Source organism: Siminovitchia thermophila (assembly GCF_016909185.1).
GTDB classification, from domain to species: domain Bacteria; phylum Bacillota; class Bacilli; order Bacillales; family Bacillaceae_C; genus Siminovitchia; species Siminovitchia thermophila.
In genome coordinates, this window is record NZ_JAFBFH010000006.1 from 100,231 (window position 1) to 119,955 (window position 19,725).

Sequence of the window (19,725 nt, forward strand, 5' to 3'; positions counted from 1 at the left end):
GATTTCTTGGAGTAATGGGAGCTTACTGCCAGTTAAAGCGGAAAAAAATAGAGCCGCACGGTTTAAAGGGGAGCGGCTTTAATAGTGTCCGAGATGCCGTGATATTTTTTGGGCCGCATTTTGGATTACTGTTATAAACATGTCTTGTTTTTTCTCTGTAATGCGGCTGGAATGTCCGATCACTGAAAGAGAAGACACGACCGTGCCTGTATAATCCCGGATAGGGGCTGCGATGCTTGTATAGTTCTCATAATAAGTATCTTTCATAATACAATAATCGTTTTGTTGAATATCGGCAATGAGGGCGCGAAGATCGTTTGGATCGGTAATCGTGCAGGGTGTATAAGGATATAATTCGGAATCCAGGAGCTTTTGTGTTGTTCTCTTGTCCTGAAAGGCTAAAATACAAAGTCCTTCACTTGTACAGTGAATGGGATTTTTGCGGCCGATTTGTGTTAACAGTCGATCTGGATGACGGCTTTCCACCCTGAATAAATAGACGACATCCATATTCTCCAGCAAACAAATATGAGCCGACTCATCCAATGTTTCAGACAGCTTTTTCACGATGGGAAGAGCTTCCTTATATAATTCGCGATGGCTGAAAATGACACCGCCGAGACTTAGAATAGCCAGTCCGAGACGGTAATGGTTGGTTCGCGGATTTTTTGACAGAAAGCCTTCCTTGACCAAGGTGGCAATCATTCGATGTGTACTGCTTTTTGGCAGGTTTGTATGCCTGACAATATCCGTAAAGCTTAGCTCTTGTCTTTTGGGCGTAAAAAGTCGAAGGATCCGTAAAGCATTTGTAACAGATGAGAGAGTTGATCCGTTCATTTTACATCACTTCTTTTTCTCAATGTAATCATCTCTGTTAATTTACCGGACGCTTTTTGCAGAAGGGTTACATATCTATTTTTTATCCTGTCTGATGAAACTCTTTGTGTTAATGCTGTAATGCTGAGGGAAGCCATAACTTGTTTCTTATCATTATACACAGGCACGCCGATTCCGGTAATACCGTCCCGATATTCTTGTTCAGATATGACAAAGCCGTTCTTTTGGACGTCTTTTAATTTTTTGAAGAAAGCGTCGGGAGATGTGATTGTATTTACGGCATAAGTCCGCAATTGGCGTGAAGCGCGCGCCGCCGTCTTTGGATGAAAGGCGAGGATTGCCTGGCCGGCACTTGTGCAAAAAGCGGGCTTCCGATTTCCCAAATGGATGTAATCAACAGACGAGTAAACTCCATCAATCGTTTGCAAGTACACAACATCGAGCCCCTCCAATATCGCCAAATGGGCATTTTCCCCGATTGTTTCCACAAGCATATTTAAAATCGGAACCGCTTCATTGGCTATTGGAATTTGTGAGTTGACAATTTGAACGAGTGACAAGATGGAAGATCCCAGGCTGTAAAGGTTTGTATGCGGGTCTTTATACACAAAGCCTTCCGAAGCGAGTGACGATAAAAGGCGGTGGGATGTGCTTTTTGCTACTTGAAGCTTCCTCGAAACATCGGTGACGCTCATTTCCGGCTCGTCCATGGAAAAAAGCTTCAAAACATGCAATGCGTTCTCGAGGGAAGTTCTTTTCCGTTCCTCCGGCATTTCTTCACCTTTTTTCGAAAATTTTCTTATATTCATTTTAATGCCAGACATCCGATCGGTCAAACCAAGTTCTAACGGGAAACACATATGTTTAGTACGATTGTAGAAGTGAACATGTTGCATGCTTTCTTTTTTCTTGTGAACTGTCACTTTAGGAGGATCCCGTACATGTAAGCTGTTTACAATTTAAATCAAATCTTGCGTGTTGCATATGAAAGTTCATGTTGACAATGTTCGTAAAATACTTCATTTTAAAAATGAGTGAGTAGCTTACTTAAATAGTGAAAGAAAGAGGGTATGTTCGAATAAAAAATGAATATATCCGGCAAGAAACCATTCTACGAAAGTAAAGTGGAGTTCTTTTTAACAATCAATTACAATTTTAACGGAAAACACATGCTTGATAGGAACAAAATATATGCCTCTATGTTAACGGAACGTGCTCGTAAAACTGATCATGTTCCCGAAAAAGTTACACCAATCTTTGAAAAATTAACAAATGTTAAATAATTCCCACCTCCATGATGAAATAACTGGGAATGGCGGTTTAGTAGATATAAGTGGTATATGGATATTTATTAACATTATAGAGCAAATTGTGACTGTGAAAAAACGGAGCTAGATTCAAGATGAGTTTTACTGTAGTCGTCAACCTACGACCCAATTATATGAGTGCGATTTTATAAAACATCTTGTTCTTGGTACAAAGTAATTTAAATCCTGCTCATATTATAATAAACACGACGATTGGTTTACAGTGTTTTCATTCCAGTATTAACTACGCTGCTTTATGTTGGTAAGCAATATATAGAAAAGTAGCTTTTCAATAGAAGCGGCTTCATATCTTAAAGAAGAAGGGAAAATGTCTTTTGAGTTTAAAACATGAGAAACATATAAGGACAGAAAAAGCTGCCAAATCTTATTTGACTAAAGGATGGGGCTATGTTGCAGCTTTTGCGTTGTTGCCGTATGCGATTTTAAAATCGCTTTGGGCATGGGGATCAACCGTGGGGCTTACAACAAAACAAGCTGCGCAAGATGTCGCAGCGTTTGGTGATACATTAAAGGAAGGACCTGCTTATACTATCGGAATAGATTTCACAGCTGTCTTGGCGATACTGGCATCTTTATTTGCTTTAGTTTTCGTGACTTCCTGGGGGGAGAAACTGCCAAAATGGTTATTAATCATACCAGGATGGTCAATTGGGGTGTTGACTGTTCTTATTTGTTTCATGACAACTCTTCAATTTTTCGGAGTGCTTCCAAAAGGATACACCGAAGGGTTAGCCATTTGGGTATATGTGGTAACGTACGGAGGATTGTTCGTGTGGGGAGCAACTGTATTTATTGCGACTCTATCGTTCCAGCATCGGATTAAAAACAAACAGTCTCTCCAAAAAGGTACTTATACCTTATAATGTATTTTGAGTGCGTATCTTGAATATCTTTGCAGATGATGGTGTTCTGCGGCAATTTTCAACGAATAGGCGGGATTGTGGCATATTGATTGGATTTTTTAAAGACTGTATTGTTACTTCCATGAGTTCGATTTAGTAATTAATCAATAACTTTATTTTTAGCTTCAACATAAACAGCGTTTATGATCAACCCAGCTAATTTCACTGTAAAGATAGCTGGGTTTTTATGGATGTGCAAAATACCGCCTCAAATAAGTGAAAAATAACTCTGAAAGTTACATTGTGAACACTTTGTCCTATAATAAATGGATAAGAGAGGAGCGTTTTACAATGGCTGAAGCTCAAAGGGAAAAGGTTATTAGAAAAGTTGAACAGCATTTGAGAAAAACGTCGCGCCAATTAATTAAAATAGATACCGAAGAACAAGCATTGCAATATTTGAGTGACTCGTTTCGCGCGAAGTTATACTGCGATTTTGTCGGTGTGGTATTCGTTGAAGATGCGCATTTTGTGCCAAAGACGTGGAGCGGAAATATCAATGAGGTGAGGGGTTCGTTTCCGCTGAGAGTGGACGAATGTTCCACTCAGTTGCTTGAACGCAGTTTAACAAATAAAGAGGTAAGTTCAGCCGCCGTGAAGTGCAAACTTTTTTCCTTATTAAAAAATTCGAGCGTGCAAACATGGTTTACGGTGCCCATCAAGGATGAACTGCATACGTTTGGATTTTGCATGATCGGTTTCTTACGTTATGTCCCGCTTTTTGAAATGGGAAAGCATTTTGATGAATTCGGGAAGGATGTTGCATTAGCCATTTCCATGACGAGAAGCAAGGAAATACAATTAAAAAAAATAGAAGGTATAGAATGGATTACAAAAAATCTTTCTATTGATGCACCGTTTGAAGAAAGCATTGAAGAAATTACAACGCGAGCTGGAAAAGGGACAAATGCCGAATTTTCCTGTATTTATCTTTACAACGACCCTGATAACTGCTTTATTTTTCAACCCCCTTCATATGGGAAAATGACTGCTCCAAAGCAGGTGAAGATCGAAGATAATTATGTATTAAAAGAATATTTTCCTTTTTTGGAAAAAATAGGCGGGGACCAAATAACGATCCCCATTTCCATAGATTTAAAAACGATCGGCGTCCTTCATGTAGAAAGGAAGAAATCCGGGGTATTTGTAGAAGAAGATTTTCATATGCTTCGCCTGCTTAGTAATCACATAGCCGCCATTTTGGAGAATGCCAGGCTCTATAATAATGAAAAAGAAAATCGAAATCGCTTACATTTCTTGTTGCAATATCAGCAGGCGCTCGTAAAAGAAACGATCAAGCAAGCAGGGTTTGCCGGAATCATCTCCATGCTTGGCGAACTGTTTCGTTCATCAGTTGTTTTATTCGACCGTTTTATGCGGCCGTTAACCTTCGTAATGGAAGATGGAAAGGAAAACCTGATCCCCCATTTGCGGACGGAGGCCGAAAAGGCGAGAAGAAAGAATCATTCTCACATCGTTCTTGCGGAATTCAATCAAACATTTTCACTCTGGGCCATTAATAGCGGGAGTGATTTACTCGGATATTTGGCGGTCGGCATGTCCGGTGATAAACTGGATGACTATGACCAAATCATGATTGAAATGGCCCGAAACATTTGCTCCATTCAATTTATTAAGCAAAAACTGGTGTTGGATGCGACAGAGCAGGCAAAGGAAAACTTCATCAGCAAGCTTCTCGCGGAGGAGGTTGAAAATAAAGAGAGCATCCTTCAGTATGCCAACTTGTTTTTGTGGGATTTGTACAATCCTCATCGTGTGGCATTGCTGGCGATTACACTTTCGGAAACCGAATTAGCAGGCTGTAACTTGCTGGAGCAACAGGAAAAAAAATCAATTGTTTGGGATTATATAAAAATTTTTGTCGTGGAAAAAAGGAAAGACATTTTAGCCGCCACGTTTAAAGAACAATATGTATTCATTGTACCGGCAGAAAAAGATGCGCAGGGGTTTTGGCCGGATTTTTACAAAGGTATTCAGGAGGCCGCCAAAAGAAGTGGAATTCACTGCGATGTATTGCTGGGAGTTGGAGGACAGACAGACAATATACAAGGTTATTATGAAAGCGGCGAGCAGTCGAGACAAGCATTGAATATTGTTCAAAGCCGCTTTAAAGAAAAGGGATATGCCTTTTTTGAAGAACTTGGTTCCTATACGATTTTGCATCAACTTGAAAATGCGCAAGCAACTAAATTATTTATGGAACATCAGCTCGGGCGCTTGGAAAAGTATTCAGAAGGGAAAAACATGGATTTGCTTCATACTTTGAGAGTGTACTTGCAAAATAATGGAAATGCCAAAAGCACTGCGGAAGAATTGTTTATCCACCGCAGTTCGTTATTATACCGCTTAGAAAAAATAGAAGCACTGCTTGGTGAAGATTTAAGAGATGCCGAAGTCCGGTTTAACTTGATGATGGCTTTTAAACTGTACGATATGCGCGGGAAAATGAGCTGAAAAGAAAGAACAGTTAGGTGTGGAGACTGTCTAAAAAGTCCAAATTAGGGTAAATGCACTAACATTTAAAACCCAAGAATGTTGATTTTACAGCATTCTTGGGTTTTAATTTTTTTAATGCTCAAGCTGCAATCTTACTTTTCGGACAGCCTTTTAAAGGATGTCTCGCGGAGTTATGGGGGGACTTCTTGGGTAGAGTTAGTGCAAATCTGGAAAAATCCCTGTATCGTTTAGTCTTTGCGGAAAATGTTTTTGAACAAATGTCGAAATGAGACCATCTTTTTCCTACAATGTGTATGTACATAATCGTACATTTAACATTTATAATTTAGTTAATGTTTTGAATGATGAATAGAGGAGATGGAATCATGTCTATACAAACGATTGGGGTAGTTGGAGCCGGCTCAATGGGGTCAGGTATTGCCAATCTCGCTGCTCTGAACGGTTTTCATGTGATTTTGCGGGATATCGAAGACCGCTTTTTAGATGGCGCTTTATCCCGGATGGAAAAATTTATGTCCAAAAGTGTCGAGCGGGGCAAAATGACGGAAGAGCAAAAACAAGAAACGCTAGCCCGGATTCAAACAACAACTAATCTGGAAGAGATGAAAGATGCAGATATCGTTATTGAAGCGGTTTTGGAAGACATGGCTCTGAAAAAAGAAGTGTTTTCCCTACTGGACGAGATCACTCGCGCAGATGTCATCTTAGCTACAAACACTTCCTCAATGTCTATTACGGAAATTGCTTCTGCAACGAAGCGCCCGGATCGGGTTGCAGGCATGCACTTTTTCAACCCGGCACAATTGATGAAGTTAGTGGAAGTCGTTCGCGGATTTGAAACGAGCGCTGAAACTGTCGAATCGTTGAAAGCGCTATCTACCCGCTTGAAAAAAGAAGTGGTGGAAGTTAAAAAAGATTCACCCGGCTTTATTGTCAATCGCGTTATGATTCCGCAGTTTATTGAAGCAATCCGCCTATTGGAAGAAGGCGTGGCTACGGCGGAGGATATCGATAAAGCAGTAAAATTTGGCTTGAATTATCCAATGGGGCCATTTGAGCTTCAAGATTTTGCCGGGATTGATATCGGCTATTATGTCATGGAATACTTTCAAAAAGAATTCAACGATTCCCGTTTTTCACCGCCGCTTCTCATAAAGCAAATGATGAGGGCGGGAAGGCACGGGAAAAAGACTGGAGCTGGTTTTTATGATTACAACAAATAAACGGGAGAAAAAAGATCTGGAATTTGTACTTTGTGACATCGAGAATCACGTAGCGGTTGTGACAATCAATCGTCCGCCGGTAAACCCTTTAAACACAAAAGTATTTAAGGAGCTTTTGCATCTTTTCGGACAATTGGATGAGGATGAAGATGTCCGGGCAATCGTCTTGACCGGCAGCGGCGAAAAAGCGTTTGTAGCAGGCGCGGATATTAACGAAATGTCCGGACTCGATCTTGTGGGTATTCATAAAATGAACAAGGTTTCCAGAAATGTTTTTACGCAAATTGAGAATGTAACGAAGCCGGTTATTGCCGCGATTAACGGTTTGGCTCTTGGCGGCGGCTTTGAACTAGCCTTAGCCTGCGATCTGCGCATTTGTTCTGAAAGAGCGAAGTTTGCTTTCCCGGAAGTCGGCTTGGGAATTATCCCTGGCGGAGGGGGAACGCAGCGTCTGCAAAAAATAGTCGGACAAGGAATAGCGAAAGAACTCTTGTATTTTGGTGATATGTTCGATGCTGCCCGCGCTCATGAATTACACATTGTAAACAAAGTTGTACCGGCGGACGAAGTGCTCGCTGCGGCAAAAGAGTGGGCCGCAAAGCTTGCCCAAAAACCTCCGATTGCACTTCAAATGCTGAAAGTTGCTGTGAACGCGGGAAGCAATACGGACATGGAAACAGGTTTAACGATTGAAAACACTTGTTTCGGTAATGCTTTCTCTACAGAGGACCGAAAAGAAGGATTGACTGCGTTTGTTGAAAAAAGAAAGCCTGTATATACCGGACGGTAAGGGCGGGTTTATGGAGTATCCGGATATACAGCCTTCTCTACTCATTCCGGATGCTTCTTTTTTAACCTTAGCGATGTGAAAAGTACAGTAAAACTTGAAAAGCGGATCGCCTTTTATGGGTATCAAAGGAGTTGAGCGAATGACAACAAAAAATGCGGGTATTAAAAACTTCTTGGACGGCAACATCTTCCCCGAAGACATTTTTACTCCCGAAGATTTTTCAGATGAACATAAAATGATTGCGGAAACGGCCGAAAAGTTTGTTGTGAACGAAGTCATGCCGGCTTTGGAAAAAATCGAAAAGCAGGAATTTACTGAAACAGTCCGCTTGATGAAACAAGCCGGAGAACTCGGATTGATCGGAGCGGATATTCCTGAGGAGGAAGGGGGATTGGATCTCGGCAAAGTCAGCGGGGCGATCATTGGTGAAAAAATGGCTTTGGGCCGTTCATTCTCGATTACGTTCGGTGGACAAACGGGGATTGGCGTGTTGCCGATAGCTTATTTCGGCAATCAGGCACAAAAAGCCGCCTATTTGCCTGACCTGCTAAGCGGCGAAAAAATAGCAGCTTATGCATTGACGGAACCTTCTTCAGGGACTGATGCAATGAGCTTAAAAACAACGGCGGTTTTATCTGAGGATGGCAGCCATTATATGTTAAACGGTGAGAAACAGTGGATTACGAATGCTGCTTTTGCCGACATATTTATTGTTTATGCCAAGGTGGACGGGGAAAAAATGACCGCCTTTATTTTGGAAAAGGACTATGAAGGGTTGGCCACGGGACCGGAAGAGCAAAAAATGGGCTTGAAGGGATCATCAACCCGTTCGCTCATCTTGGACAATGTGGCTGTTCCCGTTGAAAATGTGATTGGTCAAATTGGCCGCGGGCATATCATTGCCTTTAATGTGTTGAATATGGGCCGTTTTAAAATTTCTGCATCGGCATTGGGATCTTCTAAAAGAGCTATTGAACTTGCCGCCAAATATGCAAATGAACGCAAACAGTTTGGCCAGCCACTTTCGAATTTTAAATTGATTCAACAAAAACTTGCCGACATGGCCATTCAAACGTATGCAAATGAAAGTGCCATCTACCGAACAGCGGGAGCAATGCAGAAAGGGTTTGAAGAAATGCAGGCGCATGGCGGTGATTATGGAAAAACGCTTGCCGGTTTTGCGGTCGAATGCTCGATTAATAAGGTAATGTCAACTGAAGCACTTGATTTTATCAGCGATGAAGCTGTTCAAATTCACGGCGGATACGGATATATGGCGGAGTATGAGGTGGAGGCGATATACCGCGACTCTCGGATCAACCGGATTTTTGAAGGAACGAATGAGATTAACAGGGTGATTATCGCAGCGAGTTTATTGAAAAATGAGAAATCGAAAGCTGATGATCAGCCATTCGAGAACGGCCCGCTTCAACAGGAAAAACAGACTCTTGCGCTCATGAAAGAGTATGGCCATTCAACGATTCAGGCTCTCAAGCAGTCCGAACTGGCCGATATGAATGAAGAACAGGAAGCGGCAGCGTTTTTGGCTGATCTGATCATCGCCATTTACACTGGTGAAAGCGCGGTGTTACGCGCCGAAAAATCGCTTGCCAACTTGGGTGAGGAACAAAGTGCCCAAATGGTTGATTGCGTCAAAGTGTATGTTCATGAAAAAGCTCAATGGTGTTTCGTTAATGCTTTAAATATTCTCCACCATCTCCATCACCACCAGGAATCACTTTTTCATACAGCAGGCCGCCTGATGAGCAGCACTCCTCATAATATCGTAGAACGGAAGCGTCGTATCGCCGCGAGAGTGATTGCAGCGGAAAAATACATCATTTAAACATGATTGCACTTTAAATAAATCTATAATAGTCCGGATGAGTGTGGGGATTCTCTTTAATATGTGTACCTAAGCCCTGCGGAGTGGTCCCGCTTGTACGTTGCTCAACGGGCACTTGCCCTTTTTTTAAGACATTTACTGACATCTGTTTGAAAGGCTTGCGCTTTATGTGAAAAATTCATTTCCGAGATGCGCTAGAATATGAAAGAGGTGGAAACAATGAGTCACATTGTAATGGTAGAAGGCGCGCGAACCCCCTTTGCAAAAATTTCGGGCTCCTTTCGAGAGATAAACGCTACGGAGTTAGGGGTTATGGCCGCAAAAGAAGCGATTAAAAAATCAGGAATCAGTCCTCAAGAAATTGATCAGGTTGTTTTCGGAAATGTACAGCAATCCAGCAAGGATGCCCACATGCTGGCAAGACATATCGGCTTGAAATCAGGCGCCCGCTTGGAAGTTCCCGGCGTTACCATCAATCGTGTATGCGGCACCGGCATTGAGACCATTCTGACCGGGGCGAGATATATATTAACCGGTGAAGCGGATGTTGTATTGGCAGGCGGAACAGAAAATATGAGCCAAGTGCCCCATGTCATTCGCGGGATGAGGTGGGGAAGCCCGCTTGGTGGTCCTATTGTTGAAGACTGGCTTTGGGATGGGCTTCTTGACACAAACTGCGGATATACAATGGCCGAAACGGCTGAAAATGTAGCTGAAAAATACAATATTTCACGAGAAGAAGTGGATGAACACGCACTGGGAAGCCACACGCGGGCAATCAAGGCGAGAAGTAAAGGTTATTTTAAAGAGGAGATCGTTCCGGTTATGGTAAAGGGGAGAAAAGGTGACGAGATAATAGAGCATGATCAGTATATTCGCGAAACAAGCAGGGAACAATTAGCGAAATTGCCGGCGAGGTTTGTCGAAAATGGAGTCGTCACACCGGGAAATGCGAGTGGCATGGTGGATGGCGCCGCAGCCGTCATTATCACCTCAAGTGATTACGCTGAAAAGAACGAACTGAAACCGATCGCGCGTCTCGTCTCATGGGACGTTGTGGGAGTTGAACCAAAATATATGGGAATCGGCCCAGTTCCAGCGATTCAAGGTGCTTTGAAAAAAGCAGACTTGCGGCTGAAAGATATTTCTTTGATCGAGATTAATGAAGCATTTTCAGCCCAATATGTAGCTTGCCAAAAAGAACTTGGGTTTGATCCGGAAATTGGAAATGTAAATGGAGGAGCCGTAGCATTGGGGCATCCATTGGCGGCCAGCGGGACAAGAATCTCCTATACGATCGTCAAAGAGTTAAAAAGAAGAAAGGAAACATACGGTGCATCAGCTGTTTGCATTGGGGGCGGACAAGGAATCGCGGCCATTTGGGAAGCGCTATAAGTATGACCCGTGCAAAAGCTATCACTTTTTCCATGGAAAGGAATGCCATTACAGAAATCGGGTGAGGAAATGAAACAATTACAGAAGACTCTCAATGTCAGCAATACACTGAAGGAAGCCGCAAAAACATTTTACGACAGGGAAGCCGCCGTTGTCGGTGAAAGAAGAATGACTTACGGCGAGCTTGACCAGGAAGCGACGAAGCTTGCCAATCAATTGATCCAACTTGGTGTTAAAAGTGGAGACCACGTCGGGATTGCTTTACAAAATTCATTGGAATTTATAACCGCATTTTATGCCATTGCCCGTGCCGGTGCTGTCATCATTCCGATCAATCCTTTTTTTAGTAAAGAAGAGAGTGCCTATGTTGTTGAACAATCGCAGGCAAAGCTTATTTTTTGTGGAGAAAAAGCTTATTTTCAGGAGCTTCGATATGAGATTGAAACGCTTGAAAATTTGATTTCAGTCGGCTTTGAAGAGGATGAGTTTATTTCTTACTCGAGACTGATGATGCGCGGATCACCAAAAGAACCGCTTCATGTGGAGCCAAAGGAAGATCTGTTTGCCATTCTGTTTACCTCTGGAACGACTGGGCGTTCCAAAGGAGCGATGTTGACACATGAAAACGTGCTGTATAGTACATTATCAGCCGCCAAGGTAATGAAATGTACCGAAGAAGATATTTTTTTAATGCCAAATCCTCTTTTTCATATTTTTGGCGTTACATTTATTCTTCGGGCAGCCAGTTGCGGAGGAAAACTGATCGTGATGGAGAAATATTCCGTTACAAAGGCGCTGGAATTGATAGAAAAAGAGAAAGTAACTGTTCATCCCGGTGTGCCGACTATGTTTACTTTGGAGCTAAACCATCCGGATTTTAGCAAATATAATGTAAGCTCGTTACGTACTGGTGAAATGGCGGCTGCTCCATGTCCGGTGGAAGTGGTTAAAAGAATCAGGAAAGAAATGAACTGTAATGTTCTTGTGGCATACGGGATGACTGAAACGTCAGCAACCCTTACGATTACAGGCTTTGAGGACAGTGATGAGCTTCGCTCAGAAACTGTGGGACGCCCCATTCCCGGTGTACGTATCAAAATCGTCGATGAAAACAGGGAAGAGTGTGAAACAAGACAGGTTGGAGAGCTCGCTTGTAAGGGCCCAGTGGTGACAAAAGGATATTTCAATATGCCGGAAGAAACGGCTAAAGCCATTGATCATGAAGGCTGGTTTTATACGGGGGATATTGCAACAATTGATGAAAGCGGTTACGTACGCATTGTCGGGCGGAAAAAAGAAATGATCATTCGCGGCGGGTTCAATATTTATCCACGGGAACTGGAGGAAAGCTTGCATCAACACCCAGACATTGTTCATGCAGCAGTGATTGGGCTGCCTGATGAAATTTATGGAGAAATCACTTGTGCTTGTGTTGTTTTAAAAAAAGGGTCGAAAGCAAGCGAAGAGTCCTTGACGGAATATATGAAACAGAGATTTGTAAAGTACAAAATTCCGGATACATTTATGATATTGAATGACTTACCTGTTACGCCTTCCGGAAAAATAAGCAAATTAAAACTGAAAGAAGAGATTGAACAACAAAGGGGTTTTTAATATGAAAACTGTAGACGCAAATGAAATCTATGATAAAAGCGGCTTTAAACCCTTTCATCTGAATTTGCTGATGTGGTGTTTTCTCATCATTTTGTTTGATGGGTATGACACGGCGATTTACGGAGCTGTCGTCCCTGTATTGATGGATGAGTGGTCGCTTACCCCCGTCCAAGCAGGAGCAATCGGCAGCTATACGGTCATTGGAACCGTCGTCGGGGCTGTTGGAATGAGTATCATTGCCGACAGAATCGGCCCGAAAAAAATTGTCATTGTAAGCGTAGTGATGTTCAGCTTGTTCACATTCTTGTCAGGATTTGCAAACACTCCTGTCTCTTTTGCTATTTTGCGCGTTCTTGCGGGACTTGGCCTTGGCGGTGTTATGCCGAACGTGGTTGCATTGTCAACCGAGTTTGCCCCAAAGAAAATAAGGAGCACAATGGTGGCTCTTATTTTTTGTGGCTATTCTGTCGGCTCGATGCTCATCGCTCTTATCAGCAAATTTGCTATTGAAACATATGGTTGGAAGCCACTTTTTTGGTTGGCGGCGATCCCGCTTTTACTCATTCCTTTTATGGTAAAGGCGCTACCTGAATCATTGCGAATATTGGCTAGTCAAGGAAGAAGCGATGAAATACGAAAAATATTGACAAAGACTGTTCCAAGCGAAAGGCTTAGTGAAAATACAATCTTTTCAACCAGTGGCAAAGAAGCAAAGGGCGTATCTATTAAAGTGCTGCTTAGTGAAAAGCGTGCGCTTAGCTCCGTCATGTTCTGGGCCATTTCTTTCAGTTGTTTTATTTTGATATATGCAATGAATACTTGGTTGACAAAGTTAATGATTCAAGCAGGTTATGATCTTAGTTCGAGCTTGCTTTTCTTGGCGCTGCTCAATGTTGGAGCGATTATCGGCACGATTGCCATTGGGCCCTTACTGGACAAATATGGTGCCAAAAAAGTGCTTGTTCCATTGTTCTGTTCAGGAGCCCTGTCACTCATATTTATTTCGGTCGCCAAGCATATCGTGCTGGCTTATCTACTTGTTGGCGTGATTGGAGCGGCTTCGATTGGAATTCATAACTTGCTTAATCCGGTCGTTTCACAATATTACCCGCCGGAGATCAGGTCGACAGCACTTGGAGTGATGATGGCCTTTGGAAGATTGGGAGGGATTTTGTCGCCGACTTTGGTAGGTCTGCTTATGTCGCAAAATTTGACTGTCCAGGGAAACTTTATGGCTATTAGCTTAGCCTGTGTTATTGGTGCCGTTGCTATTTTGCTCGTTCAAGAAAAGTATGCGTATCAATATCAGTGTAAAGGTAGTCAAGGAATTCCCTTATATAAGAAACAGTCCAGTTAAAACGCCCTTTTGACACAGAGAAAGTGAGCGAATTTTAGAAAAACAACATACCAATCGTGACAATTGATCCGCAATGTCTATAACATTTTTAAAAATGACGATCCCGGCTTTGGACTGAAATTTGTATACGTTTGCATCAGCTTATTCAGAAAGGACGAGCTTTCAAGGCAAAAAGACCGTGTCACATTCCACGACTCCTGCTATTTGATTTGGCTGGGCAATGACATTTGAATAGCGGTTAAACACTTCAAAAAAACCCCGCAGAAACTTATCTTCTGCGGGGTTCGGTATATATCATTATAAAGACTTTTGAATGTCAAGAATCGATTCTTTCAGGATGCTGACAAAGTCGTTTACGTCTTGTTCAGTCATGCAAAGTGGAGGGGAGTAAACGATTGTGTCTTTTTCCCAATAAGTAACATTTCTCAAGATGAGTCCACGCTCTCTTGCTTCTGCGACAACTTTTCCAGAAAGTTTTTCTTCGAAGCGTTCACCTGTTTCTTGGTTTTTGACGATTTCTATAGCGCCGATTAATCCGAGGTAGCGAACTTCACCAACGATATCTGTTTCGTTTTGAAGTTCTTTTAGCTTGCTGCCTAAAAGCTCTCCCATGACTCTGGAGTTTTCAACCATGTTTTCAGACTCTAAGATTTCGATGTTTTTCAAGCCGACGGCACAAGCTGTTGGATGTCCGCTGTAAGTGAATCCGTGCATCAATACCCCTTTGGAGTATTTGATTAAGTCTTGATGGATATGCTCACGTACAACAACTGCACCCAGTTGGATATATCCGCTCGAGATACCTTTTGCTAACAGGAGTACATCCGGAACGATGCCGAAATGTTCGCATGCAAACATTTTTCCTGTACGTCCGAATCCGTTAATGACTTCGTCTGCAATGAACAGAATGTCATGCTCGTCACAGATTTTACGAATTTCTTGGAGGTATCCTTCTTTCGGGAAGTTAACGCCTCCCGCACCTTGGATAGGCTCAGTTAAAAATGCAGCAATGGTATCTGCGCCTTCTTCTTGAATAGCTCTTCTGAAATCTTCTGGATCGTCCGGATCGATGTGAACAAATCCTGGCGCAAGAGAAGTAGTGAATTCATGGAAAGATTCGATACCTGTTGCACTTGTAGAGCCGGAAGCTACTCCATGATACGCTCTTCTGCGAGCGATGATTTTTGTTTTTTCTGGTTTGCCTTTTACTTTCCAATAATGACGTACGAGTTTATATGCCGAATCGTTTGATTCAGAACCACCGGACGTAAAGAAAACACCATTGAGATCTCCAGGTGTCATTTCAGCTACTTTAGCAGCAAGGCGAATGGCTGGCTCATTACTAAAGCCGGTAAAGCTAGAGACATAAGCGCATTTTTCCATTTGCTCTTTGGCGACTTCAGCCAATTCTTTCCGTCCATAGCCAATATTAACATTCCAAAGAGACGCCATTCCTTCAATGTATTTTTTTCCATTCAGATCATAAACATGAACGCCTTCTGCTTTATCGAAAATAATGGAAGGACCTTTTTCTTGTTGATCTTGAAGTGAAGAAGTGGGATGAATAAAATATTTTTTATCCAATTCAACCAATTCTTGTCGTAACGCTTCGTTGTTGCTCATTGATATCGCTCCTTTTTTCCAAATGTCGCTGTATCCAGTGGCATTATGTAATTAATCTTCACAACTATAGATTATATATGATTAATTTTAGAAAAGAAAGGGGTTGACTTCCTTTTTCCAAGATTTTGTGTAAGGAGTATTTGATTTGCCTCTTGTTAAAAAAAAGTAATTTTTGGATCCAATTTAGGGGATGGATGGGAGCCGGCCATCATTAGTCCCGGCTTCGCCCCATATTCATGTTTCTACAGTTACGCTGTTCTATCTTGTGAATCGTTTTCCAAACTTAAATGAAGCTCAGGTGGTTTTTGTTTAAATCCTTTTGTTAAAAAGATCAGATAAATAAAACCGAGAGCAAACCAGATGCTTCCCAACACCTTTGAATGGATGTCCAAATTCAATAATAACCATATATCAAGCACGGCCCCAATACCCGGAAGGATCAAGTAAAGAATGGTTCCTTTGAAGGACCGTTCTTTCTTTTTAATAAAGTAATAAGAAATAACCGCGATATTGACGGAGATAAAGGCTATAAACGCTCCAAAGTTGATGAAAGACGCCACCAAGGTCAAGCTCAACACTAAAGAAAGAAGGGAGATGGCGCTGATTAATAAAATATTATTGATAGGTGTTTTAAATTTGGGATGAAGCTTGCCAAAAAAACTCGGAAGTTGTCCGTCACGTCCCATGGCAAATAGCACGCGAGAGGCACTTGCCTGGGAAGACATTGCCGATCCAAAAACCGTTACCGCATAAACGGCCAGAAATAAGGTGGCCATTAATTTGCCGCCAACAAAAGTGATGATCTCATGAGATGCTGAATCCGGGTCTGTAAATGTCGTGTGGTCCGGCCATACATTGTATGCAAAATAAGATACCGTCATGAAAACGGCTCCGCCTACAAGGGTGATCAACATGACAGCGCGGGGAATCGTCTTTTTCGGATTGACGGTTTCCTCCGCAAACGCCGTTGCCGAATCAAAGCCCAGGAATGAAAAACATAATAGGGCTGCACCGGCAACAATATAAGAGAAAGATTCATCCGGGTTGAAAAATGGCTTCACGTTTAAAAGGGTGCCCGTACCCGCTCCGCCAACAATTTCTTTTACGGAAAAGCCGATAAATATGAAGATAAACAACAGAGAAAATATCGTGATCATTGCATTGGCCATGGTGGCCAGCCTGATTCCTCTGGCATTGATGAGCGTAACGAGCAGAAGCATCCCCAGGATCCAAATATAGCTTGGGATGGCCGGAAAAGCCGCTGAGAAAAAGATGCCAAACAGCAAATAGTTGACCATCGGAATGAATAAATAATCCATTAGCACGGCCCAGCCGACCATGAAGCCGACGTGTGGGCTGATCGACTTTTGCGTGTAGGTGTAAGCTGAGCCGGCCGATGGCACGACTTTCGCCATTTGACCATAACTATAGGCGGTAAAAAGCATGACAATGAGCGCCAATAAATAGGATCCCGATACCATGCCGTTCGACAATTCCGCAGCTATTCCATACGTGCTGAAAACAGTCGCCAGTGCCATAAATGAAAATCCGAAAAGTACAACCGGGATAAGGGTAAGGGAGCGCTTCATTTGGTCTTGTTGCATACAAATCCTCCTTTTGGCTTGTGAGCGGTTACGAATAAAATGTTGTATAAAGGGGCTTCAAACAAGGAAGCATCTTATGGATGATTCACAAGCTTTTTTGTGTTTTTTTCATAAACTACTTTTCCATCAACCATTGTCATTTCAACTTTAGCATCGAGGATTTCTTTTTCCGGAACATGAAACAAGTTCCTGTCGAGAATAACTATATCTGCAAGCTTTCCTTTTTCTAATGTGCCCATTTCGTGTTCCCGGAACACGCTGTAAGCAGATCCGTAAGTATAGGCTCTTAAAGCTTGTGCCAATGTAATTTTTTCCTGTTCATTCCAAGTATCTTCCAGTGAATAATCTTTGCGTGTTACTGCATGATAAAGTCCCAGCATCGGATTTAGCGGTACAATCGGATAGTCGCTACTGTAAGGCATGACATGGCCTTCCTTGAAGAAGAGGGCGTTCGGATAAATATAAGGGAACTTTTCCTTTGAAACCCTTTCTGTATGGCTTTCTCTCGGCATTAAGGCCATATGGTAAGGCTGGACCGAAGGAAGCACGCCTAATTGTTTAAATCTTGGTATATCTTCCGGGGCAATGACCTCAATATGTTCAAGGGTGTGGCGTGAGTCCCGCTTGCCATTTTCTTTTTGAGCATTTTCATATAGATCGAGGCCAAGCCGGACAGCGCCATCTCCGATTGTGTGAAATTTAATTTGATAACCTTCCTTATCGGCGGCTGTGACCCATTCTTGAAGCTGTTCTTCGGAAAAGCCGATTTCACCTCTTGTTTCCGGTTTATCTTTATACACATCAAGCATGTAAGCGGTATAGCCGGTCACAACCCCGTCAATGAATTGCTTTAAACCGGACATTTTCAGCTTTGGTGAAGTGAATGTTGTCCGGAATTCATTTGCTTGTTCCCAATCACCATTTAGCGGTGGATATAGATGGATTCTGACAGTTAATAAATCGTTTTCATCAAATTCTTTAAAAGTGGCGTACCCTTCCAACTGTTCATGGGCCCGGGACAAATAAAGGTCGTTCACTGCGGTCACACCAAAGCTTGCGGCGTGGTCCAAGAAAAGCTGTACCATTTTTCTTTTCTGTTCATCAGAAAAGTTATAGGCATATTCGCCAACGAGTGACATCGCGGATTCAATTAAAATGCCTGTTGGATGACCATCCCCATCTTTATGAATGATTCCATAATCCGGGTTGGCCGTGTCCGGCTTTATGTTGGCGATATCAAGCGCTTTCGTATTGACCCAGCCATAATGCCCTTCTGCATGAATCAGAAAAACAGGCCGGTCAGAAATATACTGGTCAAGGATGTGCCGATCGGGAAAATGCTTGTCCCCCCATGCGGTATAATCCCATCCGGTTCCAATAATCCACGAGCTGTCAGGATGTTCATCTGCATACGCTTTCACTTTTTCGGCAGCATCTTTGGCAGATAACGTATCATTTAAAGGAACGGCATAGTAGTTAAAGAGACTCCCGGCCATAATATGAATGTGTGAATCAAAAAAACCTGGCGAAACGAGCTTTTCCCCGGCATCAATCAGGCGCGTTTCATCACTCATGTATTTGTTTGCTTCCTGAGGTTTACATACAGCAAGGATTTTATTATCCTTTATGGCGACAGCCAGGTGTTCAGGATGTTCTTTTAAGCCTGTAAAAACGGCTTTACTTTGTATGATCAGATCCGCTTTCATTTTTTTCTCCTCCCAAGTATTGATATGTTTATAGTGGTTGGGATTTACATATAATTATGATGCAATTATTATGCCAACTATAAATTTACTTAAGTCGTGTCTATTCTTATACCTATTTCCCGAGCATTCTGTGTAAAAAAGATCTTGCGATCACGCAAAAAAACAGTTGTCCGGCTATAGTAGGAGGTTGAAGTAATCTTTTATGCTATTAATCATAAAATTGCTCTTTGAATAATACGATAATGCGATTTTACATAACCTATTCAATTTTGCATTGATTAAATGAGAGAGTCGCTGATTGGCGCATCAAGCTTCGGGGTTCAGAAAATGCCGATGTTCGCAAAGCGAGAGGAAGATTTCGTACATGAGCTTTGGGGAATGGCCTTGCATTAAGAGGTCTATTACAAACGGCTTGAGGTCATGAATGGCAAGGAAGCCTATTAGAATGGATGTATTTCCGCGGTCCAACATATTTATGGAAGATTGTTCACCTCGTTGGAAAGGCGGCTAAAAGATTTGCTTAATATATATCATTTTTCATCCATAAAGGGCATCATGTATTTTTCAATGATGGACCCATGATACAATGTTCCAGCCAGCATCAGCATAAACGGGTACTCTTCCGTTCCAGACAAAATCCGAATCGCAAGTGCCAAGTGTACACTTATGTGTCCAGCAAATCGGAAAACGGGGATTTGTGTTTTTGATCAAATTAAAGGGGTTGAGACACAAGCAAATATTAAATAGCAAAAAAATCCCTATCATCTCTACGTCAACATATTTTGACTACGCTAAAAGCTTGCGTATATACCTAGGACAATTTATCCGGCATGTAAGGTGCCGTAAGCCTCCCACTTCAAAATCTTGCGTGAATACAAAAGGTCTAAGTGTGAGAAAACGGCACCTAAATGCCCGATTGGTTCAACTAACATTCAGTAGAAGACCTACTGAATGAAGTTTCACTTTATTGTTCGTTTTTTAACAGCTGATTTAGTTATGTCCCGGTCCCTTTGTGTTTCCTG

The 19,725-nt window shown here is 42.2% G+C and carries 13 protein-coding genes; 8 read left to right on the top strand and 5 right to left on the bottom strand.

What is annotated here, in order from left to right; translation table 11 throughout:
• Positions 1–78: 78 nt before the first annotated feature.
• On the bottom strand, positions 79–837 hold the full coding sequence (locus JOC94_RS06070) for an IclR family transcriptional regulator (RefSeq protein WP_077113130.1): 759 nt from the start codon (positions 835–837) through the stop codon (positions 79–81).
• The gene (locus JOC94_RS06075) at positions 834–1,760 is read right to left on the bottom strand and encodes an IclR family transcriptional regulator (protein WP_083717655.1); all 927 of its coding nucleotides are present in this window, start codon (positions 1,758–1,760) and stop codon (positions 834–836) included. Before JOC94_RS06075 ends, JOC94_RS06070 begins: the two co-directional genes overlap by 4 nt.
• Before the next feature lie 719 nt (positions 1,761–2,479).
• Between JOC94_RS06075 and JOC94_RS06080 the strand changes: the two genes are divergently transcribed.
• The 8 genes from JOC94_RS06080 (at position 2,480) to JOC94_RS06115 (ending at position 13,770) form a co-directional block, all read left to right on the top strand.
• Complete coding sequence (locus tag JOC94_RS06080) at positions 2,480–3,028, top strand: hypothetical protein (RefSeq protein WP_077113132.1); 549 nt, start codon at positions 2,480–2,482, stop codon at positions 3,026–3,028.
• Between the two features lie 330 nt (positions 3,029–3,358).
• On the top strand, positions 3,359–5,542 hold the full coding sequence (locus tag JOC94_RS06085) for a helix-turn-helix domain-containing protein (protein ID WP_077113133.1): 2,184 nt from the start codon (positions 3,359–3,361) through the stop codon (positions 5,540–5,542).
• Between the two features lie 368 nt (positions 5,543–5,910).
• Entirely contained in the window at positions 5,911–6,768 is an 858-nt protein-coding gene (locus tag JOC94_RS06090; RefSeq protein WP_077113134.1) for a 3-hydroxyacyl-CoA dehydrogenase family protein, read from the top strand.
• Positions 6,752–7,558 carry an enoyl-CoA hydratase/isomerase family protein gene (locus JOC94_RS06095; RefSeq protein ID WP_077113135.1) on the top strand — a complete coding sequence of 269 codons (807 nt, stop codon included), beginning with the start codon at positions 6,752–6,754 and terminating at the stop codon, positions 7,556–7,558. The genes JOC94_RS06090 and JOC94_RS06095 overlap by 17 nt, the downstream gene beginning before the upstream one ends.
• 139 nt (positions 7,559–7,697) lie before the next feature.
• Positions 7,698–9,404, top strand: a complete 1,707-nt coding sequence (locus JOC94_RS06100) for an acyl-CoA dehydrogenase family protein (protein ID WP_077113136.1) — start codon at positions 7,698–7,700, stop codon at positions 9,402–9,404.
• Between the two features lie 219 nt (positions 9,405–9,623).
• A complete protein-coding gene (locus JOC94_RS06105; protein ID WP_205178870.1) occupies positions 9,624–10,799 on the top strand; it encodes an acetyl-CoA C-acetyltransferase in 1,176 nt (391 codons plus the stop codon).
• 69 nt (positions 10,800–10,868) lie between these two features.
• Positions 10,869–12,413: a class I adenylate-forming enzyme family protein gene (locus JOC94_RS06110; protein WP_205178872.1), complete on the top strand. Its 1,545-nt coding sequence runs from the start codon at positions 10,869–10,871 to the stop codon at positions 12,411–12,413.
• Between the two features lies 1 nt (position 12,414).
• Entirely contained in the window at positions 12,415–13,770 is a 1,356-nt protein-coding gene (locus tag JOC94_RS06115) for an MFS transporter (RefSeq protein WP_205178874.1), read from the top strand.
• Between the two features lie 297 nt (positions 13,771–14,067).
• On the opposite strand, the gene JOC94_RS06120 is transcribed toward JOC94_RS06115, so the two are convergent.
• From JOC94_RS06120 to JOC94_RS06130, 3 genes are all read right to left on the bottom strand, one after another.
• Positions 14,068–15,393: an aminotransferase family protein gene (locus JOC94_RS06120; protein WP_077113139.1), complete on the bottom strand. Its 1,326-nt coding sequence runs from the start codon at positions 15,391–15,393 to the stop codon at positions 14,068–14,070.
• Positions 15,394–15,641: 248 nt separating this feature from the next.
• Entirely contained in the window at positions 15,642–16,997 is a 1,356-nt protein-coding gene (locus JOC94_RS06125) for an APC family permease (protein WP_077113140.1), read from the bottom strand.
• A 74-nt stretch (positions 16,998–17,071) separates the two neighbouring features.
• Positions 17,072–18,703, bottom strand: coding sequence for an amidohydrolase (locus JOC94_RS06130; protein ID WP_077113141.1), 1,632 nt, complete (start codon positions 18,701–18,703; stop codon positions 17,072–17,074).
• Positions 18,704–19,725: the final 1,022 nt, after the last annotated feature.